We start from the raw sequence: 6,972 nt of genomic DNA, 5'->3' as shown, positions 1-6,972 counted from the left end.
AACACCGTCGAGGACGACACCGTCGCCGGATCAATCGCCTCATCGAACACCGCCGACACCCCAGACGACACACCCACCCCCGTCGCACCCGACACCGGACTCACCGACACCACCTTCGGCGCCGTCGTGTCCGCCACGGGGGCGCCGGTGTCCAGCACGACGTCCACCCAGTAGTTGCTGGAGCGCCAGGTCTGCGTCGGGAAGGTGCTCGTCGAGCTGTAGGCATAGACCCCGTCGGCGCCGTCGAGGCCGTCGCGCAGGGCGTGCAGCGGAGGGTTGTCGACGCCGGCGGTGGCGAAGGCATCGTTGTCCCCGGCGTAGTTGCCGCTGGTGGTGTGGTACGAGGCGACGTACGTCGTGCCGGCGGTGATGGCCACCGGCGTGGAGAACTTGACCTCCTGCCACCCGGAGGCGGTCTCGTTCGAGAAGACCGCGCTGGCGAGGCGGGTGCCGGTCGTGGTCCACAGGCTGCCGGTGTGCGTGCCGGTGTTCTGCGTGCCCTTCCAGAAGCGGATGCCCGTGACGTTGCCCGCCACGTCGCTGCGGAAGCGTACGCCGAGCTCGACGGCGTTCGGGTCGCTCACCGAGGGGGTGGCCGGCGTCGCGCTCGCGGGCCAGATCGTGAAGGGGCCGGTCGGGGCGCTCTGGGTCGTGAAGGTCCAGGTGACGCTGGCCGCCAGCCTGTTCCCGGCGAGGTCGGTGACGGCCGGGCCGTCACCACCGCCGGAGATCGTGGCGGTGTACTTCGTGTCGGCGGCGAGGGAGGAGGTGGGAGCGAGCCGGATGCTGTTCGAGGTGGCGTCGTAGCTCACCGTCGCAGGCACCTGGTTGGACGCCGGATCGAGGAGCCGTACGGTCGATCCGGTGACCGAGGCGGGGTCCAGTGCCTCGCTCGCGGTAGCCGTGACCGCAGTGCTCAGGGCGACGTTGGTGGCACCGGCGGCGGGACTGGTGGACCCGATGGTGGGTGCCGTGGTGTCTGCGCTGTAGGTCGCGACGTAGCTGCCGGACGTGGCGTTGACGAAGGCGTACCTGATGCCCTTGATCGTCCGTGTGGTGAAGGATGCCGGGACTCCGTCCACGGTCACCGATGCGAGGGAACCCGTCGACGAGTTGGTGGGGATCATCATGTCGAGGTTCCTGGCCCCGGCGCCGGGGGCCACGGTGAACGCGAGCCGGTTCGCACTCCAGGAGAGGTTGGCGAAGGACGAGCTGTTGCGCCCGTCGAGCCAGGTGAGCATCTGCTTCGCCGTGACGACGGGGACGCCGTGCGCCTTGGCCGAGGCGACCACGGCATCGGCCTCGACCGAGTCGGTGGTGTCGGTGTGCGCGTTGATCGTGTAGACGCCGTAGTAGCCTTGGGGCCCGTTCGCGCTGTCGAGCAGCGAGTCGATGGTCCGCGGCCAGGTCTGGCCGGACTCGTCCGTCATCTGGCTCGTCGCCTGGTAGACGTCGGTCATCGCCCCGGTGGAATCGGCGAATCGCATGGGCATCGCCGAGCCGGTGAAGTCACCGGGCCGGTCCTGGATCCAGCTGGATGGCCAGTAGTAGTAGTTGGTGTCCAGCCGGATGTTGTTCTCCCGCTCGACCGTGGCCTGGGTGGACCAGTCGCTCCAGACGATGCAGTGCGTACGGTTCGTCGTCGGCGCGGGGATGCCGGTGTACTTGGAGGCGAAGGAGGCCAGCTGGCTGGAGTAGTCCGAGCGCAACGAGGTCGGTGTCCAGTCGGAGCAGTTCGTGGTCACGTGCAGCCCGACCTCGAAGCCCTGCGCGTCGTAGGCGGCTGCCTGATTGTTCGTGAGCGGGGTGGAGGGGTAGATGTACGACGTGCCGCGGATGCACTCCCAGTCCGCCACCGAACAACCGGCGGGGCTGTCCGCGAGGAACTTGTCGAAGCGGCCGGCGGTCCCGCCGTTGCCGTGGTCGTCGCCGGTCATGACGACGGCGGCGTTCAGGCCCCGGGGCAGGTACCAGAAGCGGGGCAGCGGCTTCCGGTCGGCGTTCATCGTGAGGACCAGGTTGGCCAGCAGCCGTTGCTGCTCGTCCGCCTGGGGGATGCCCACCTTGGACAGGTCGACCCAGTCGCGCTGCGGGTTCTTGGTCGTGGCCCCGAAGTAGAGGTCGTCGCTGCGGATCGGGGTGTAGCCGTCGCGCTCCTGCCCGCTCCAGGCCGGGTTGCCCTGCCGGCTGTAGACGACGGAGCGGGCGAGGTCGTACGTGAAGGCGGCCGCCTCTCCCCCGTTGGTCCCGACCGAGCGCAGGGTGACCGCAGGGTTCGTGGTGGCGGTGGTCGCGTCGGAGTAGAGCGTGGCGACCGCACGTGCGCCCGCCAGGGCATACCGATCGGCAGTCCCGTGGAACTGGATCGTCTCGCCGACGATGCCGTTGCCGGGGGCACGCGAGGTGTCCACCTGAAGGTAGCCGTCCGCGAGGGTGCCCGTGCTCGGGGCGAGCCCCAGCAGGCCGGCGAGGTCTGCGTCGGGGCGCATGGCGATGAGGTTGCCGCCGGTTCCGACCCAGTCGCTGAACGTGGTGGCCTGGGCGGAAGTCAGTGCTGCGGCGCCCAGGACGACGACGTCGTACGAGGCGAGCCCGGCCGCCGTCACGGTGCTGAGGTCAGCCGTGGCGAAGTTGTTGAGGCCCTCGGTCCGCAGGATCTCCGCGTAGTAGGTGCTGTACGGGTCCGTGGCGTCGGTGACGACCAGGATGGGGCCCCCGGGTCCCTGGCTGAGGCTCGCGGCAGTCGGCCCCACCTGGGCCTGCGGCGTCAGGGTCCCCGTCCCCGGCTCCGGTGTGGGCGCGGGAGCGGCGGTGATGTCGATGGAGCGCTGCAACTGGTTGGTGGCGGCACTCCACGTACGTACCTGGCCGTCGCGCCGGCCGCCGGCGATCGACGTGCCGTCCGGGCTGACCGCGACGGCCCGGACCGGGACCTGCTGGTTCCTGAGGACGCCGATCTCGGCACCGCTGACGGGGTTCCAGACCCGGACCGTGCCGTCCTCACCGGAGGTGACGATCGCCCGTCCCTTGAGCGCGAAGCCGACGCCGGTGAGGGCACCGGTGTGGCCCTTGAAGGCGCGCCGCTCGACACCGGCCCCGACGTCCCACAGCTTGGCGGTCGAATCGGCGCTGGCCGAGACGAGGGAGGTGCCGTCCGCGCTGAAGGCGATGCTCGTGATCTCGGCGGAGTGGCCACTCATCGTGCGCTGCTGGGCACGGCTGGCGGCGTCGTAGAGGTAGATCCGGGCATCCTTGGATGCCACGGCGATCCGCTTCCCGTCGGGACTCGTCGCCACGGCTGTCACGAAGTCGCGGATGCCCGTGATCGCAGCCTCGGCACGACCGGACCCGAGGTTCCAGAGGAGGACGCGGCTGTCCTCGCCGCCGCTGACCAGCGTACGACCGTCCGGGCTGAACGCCACTGCTCGTACGGCGGCCTCGTGACCGGTGAGCACGCGCGACTGCTCGCCGGTCGCAGGGTTCCACAACGTGATGGTGCTGTCCCGGCTGCCGACGGCGAGGACCTGGCCCTGGGGGTCGAACGCGAGAGACGTCACCGGCTGGGTGGACGCGCTGTCCAGGGTGCGCAGCAGCGCTCCGCTGCTCGGGTCGTACAGGAGCACCCGGGAGTCCTGGGTGCCGACCGCGAGAAGCTTGCCGTCGGGGCTGTAGGCCATCGCATTCACCGGTGGTGCCGGCTCCGCGGCATGGACGGGAGACGCTCCGATCGCCCCGAGAAACGCCAGCAGGGCGACGAGGAGGAGGGCGATCACCCTCCGGACCCGGAGCATGCCCACGGGATCAGATACCGATTCCACTGCGAAACTCCCCCCAGGAGACCCGTACGGGTCACATTTCGCTCCATCACGGACCGGTCCGAGGACCTCGCCCGGTACGACAGTTGATCGGTAGAGCAGACCTGCTCCCGAACCTGGATCCTGCACGCAAAGACCGCCGTTGCAGATGAGACCTGACTCCCCATCGAACCGTGGAGTGACGTGCCGTCATGTCCATCCGCACTGGACAGAAGTAACTAGGGCCAGCGAACTGCACCTGCACATCAGGGTCAACCGCGATGGGATACCTCATCTCCACTGGCATCGGCCCGCTCCCAGCGGCCCCACCACTCGTTGTCGGTCCCGATGACCGGACCGGGGCGAGTGGGCCGGCCAGCGCTGACGCCCCGCCCGATACCCTTCCGGCGCCGGCACCCGTCCGGTACCTTGTGGATAGATGCCCTGAAGACGCCGACGGGCCCTTGGCCTCGTCGTACGCCCCGACGATGACGTCGCGCAGTCGATCTGCGGGCGTCCCTGCCCCGTCGGGGCCCACGAGCCGGATCGTACGGGTCACTGGCGCCCCAGGCCGAAAGGCGGTCGACACCATGGTTGGCAGCTGTCTCGGGAGTGCGCCATGACCATGAGCCGTGAGACCGTCCTGGCCGCCCTCGGCCCGGAGGAGATCGGCTACCCCACCGTCGCAGCCCTGATCGGCCCCGGCGCGATCCCGATCCTGCGCGATCTCGTCGTCGACGGCGACCCCGTCCTTGCTCCGAAGGCCGCCTACCTGGCCGGTGCGATCACGGGTCAGGACCGGGCCATGCCTGCGGAGGTGCTCGAGGTGGCGGAGGTTGCCGCGGCCTCCCCGGACCCGGTCGTACGGATCGCCGGCGCTGTCCTCGCTGCCCAGCTCGGCTCGGACACGGCACCGCTCGTGCTCGAGCGTCTGCTGGACGACCAGGACCCCGCGGTCCGCAAGCAGGCGCTGGCGACCGCCGGGCAGTTCCTGAGGGTTCCGGCGATCCGCGAGCGCCTGGAGGAGCGGGCCGACCGGGAGCCGGTGGAGGAGCTGCGCGAGACCGCCCACCGGTTCCTGCAGAGCGAGAGCGCCCATCACTCCCTGTAGTAGCGAGCGCGGCGCTCCCCGTGCTCCGCTGGCCCGTGCTCCGCTGACCCGTGCTCCGCTAGCCGCGCTCCGCTAGCCGCGCCGTGCGCTGGTCAGTGCGACCCCACCGATCACCAGCGCGCCACCGATCACCTCGGCCGGCTGCAGCGCCTGGCCCATCAGGACCGCCGCAATAGCGGTGAACACAGTGATCAGGTTGAGGTACACCCCTGCCCGGCCGGGCTCGATCACCGTCAGCGCCCGGTTCCACAGGAGGTAGGAGAGCACCGAGGGGAAGATCGCGATGAAGGCCAGCGACCACGTCCCGGCGGTGCTGCGCGGGACCTCGAGCCCGCCGGCCAGCACGAACGGCGTCGTCGCCAGCAGGGTGACCAGCGCCTGTGCCGCGGTCGACGTGATCGGCGGCAGCTTCGGGCCCCGGCGCCCGATGATCGTGTACGCGGTCCACACCCCGATCGCGCCGAGCATCAGCAGTTCCCCGGGTCCGAGCCGGAACCCCTCCAGCCCTGCCAGCGTGCCCTTGGTCAGGACCACGAGCACCCCGACCAGGGCCAGCAGGACGCCGCCGATCCCGCGCGGGGTCAGCGGCTGGCGGAGAAACAGCGCCGAGGCGAGCAGGATCAGCGCCGGGTTGAAGGCGTTGATCAGCGAGGCGTTGAACGCGTCGGTGTACTGCAGCGCCGCGTACAGGAACAGGTTGTAGCCGGCCAGCCCGGTCAGGCTGAGCACCACGATCCAGGGCCAGCGGCGCAGCACGGCGCGCCAGTCGGGCCGCTCGGTCAGCTGGGCCAGGACGACCAGGGGCACCAGGGCGAGCAACCAGCGCCAGAACACCAGGCTCACCGGGCCCATCTCGCCCACGGCGACGACCCCGACCACGTAGTTTCCGGCCCAGAACACGGTCGCCCCGACCAGGGAGACCATGGCTACCACGCGACGACGGTCCATGGTGCTCCTCCTGGTCAGTGCTCGAATCTCCTTGCGCCCTCGGCGGGCCCGTACGAGTGTCGCACCGGTCAGACCACCGAGGCAGGGATCACCGAGATCACGAACGCGAGCGTCGCGATGCTCAGCACTGTGCTCAGTGCCACCGCACTGGCAGCGGTCTCGGGGTCCGATCCGTACTCGCGGGCCAGCATGAACGCGTTCACCGCGGTCGGCATCGCGCTCGCCAGTACCAGGCTGCTGGTCGACAGGGCATCCATCTGCAGCAGCCGCGCCACCCCGACGGCGAGCAGCGGGACACCGACCACGCGCAGCGCGACGGCGGTGAGCACCGGCCGGGTCAGGTGCAGGCGGCGGGACTGGGCCAGCTGGACGCCGAGGGCGAGCAGCACCATCGGCACCGCTGCGCCGGCGAGCAACTCGATGCCCCGGGTGACGCCGACCGGCAGTTGCCAGCCCAGCAGCCGCAGGATGGCGGCGAGCGCCATCGCCCAGGTGACGGGCAGCTTGGCGAAGTTCTTCAGGCCGGCCAGCAGCCCGCCGCCCGACCCCATCAGGATCGGCCCGACGGTGAACATCACCACGAGCGAGAACAGGAACAGGATCATCGCCTGGTCCAGGCCGGCCTGGCCCAGCGCCAGCAGGGCGATCGGCAGGCCGAAGTTCCCGTTGTTGCCCAGGATCACCGCGCCGACGACACCACGTTGGGTCCCGCGGGCGGACCGGAACGTGGCGAGCCACGCAACCACGGCGGCCAGGGCGGTGACGAGCAACAGCCCCCCACCGAGGACGAGGCCCTCGGAGAGGGTCACCTTGGTCTTCATCAGGCTGTCGAAGGCCAGCGGCGCGGTCAGTCCGTAGAGGTTGATCTTGCCGATCGTGTCGGGGTCGAGCCGGAAGTTGCGCGCCAGCAGCATGCCGACGGCGGCCACGATCACCACGGGCAGGATGACCTGGAGCAGGGCGGCGAGCACGGGGACCTCCTCAGGTCAGGCAGAGCGGAACGCGATGGCGGACGACGCCGGGCGCGTCGCACCGCCCTTGTCTATCCCACTGCCGCCGGCCTGCCAACCGCGGGTTCAGTCCGACGAGGCACCCGGTGCCCACCGGACGTTCCCGCGG

4 protein-coding genes are annotated in these 6,972 nt (G+C 70.3%); 1 reads left to right on the top strand and 3 read right to left on the bottom strand.

Features of this window, described 5'->3' with window-relative positions:
• A partial coding sequence (locus GA0111570_RS18255) for a DUF4082 domain-containing protein (RefSeq protein ID WP_092607059.1) occupies window positions 1-3,791 on the bottom strand: 3,791 nt, incomplete at its 3' end.
• Window positions 3,792-4,413: 622 nt separating this feature from the next.
• Between GA0111570_RS18255 and GA0111570_RS04805 the strand changes: the two genes are divergently transcribed.
• On the top strand, window positions 4,414-4,905 hold the full coding sequence (locus GA0111570_RS04805) for a HEAT repeat domain-containing protein (protein ID WP_092607056.1): 492 nt from the start codon (window positions 4,414-4,416) through the stop codon (window positions 4,903-4,905).
• A 72-nt stretch (window positions 4,906-4,977) separates the two neighbouring features.
• On the opposite strand, the gene GA0111570_RS04800 is transcribed toward GA0111570_RS04805, so the two are convergent.
• Together GA0111570_RS04800 and GA0111570_RS04795 are read right to left on the bottom strand one after the other, a co-directional pair.
• Window positions 4,978-5,853 (bottom strand): DMT family transporter, encoded by an 876-nt coding sequence (locus GA0111570_RS04800; protein WP_092607053.1) that lies wholly within the window; start codon window positions 5,851-5,853, stop codon window positions 4,978-4,980.
• Between the two features lie 68 nt (window positions 5,854-5,921).
• The gene (locus GA0111570_RS04795; protein ID WP_217634015.1) at window positions 5,922-6,824 is read right to left on the bottom strand and encodes an AEC family transporter; all 903 of its coding nucleotides are present in this window, start codon (window positions 6,822-6,824) and stop codon (window positions 5,922-5,924) included.
• Window positions 6,825-6,972 lie beyond the last annotated feature (148 nt).

The sequence above is a fragment of the Raineyella antarctica genome, from assembly GCF_900092135.1.
GTDB lineage: Bacteria > Actinomycetota > Actinomycetes > Propionibacteriales > Propionibacteriaceae > Raineyella > Raineyella antarctica.
The sequence above is the reverse complement of the archived record's forward strand: the minus strand, read 5'-3'. Positions and strand labels throughout refer to the sequence as shown.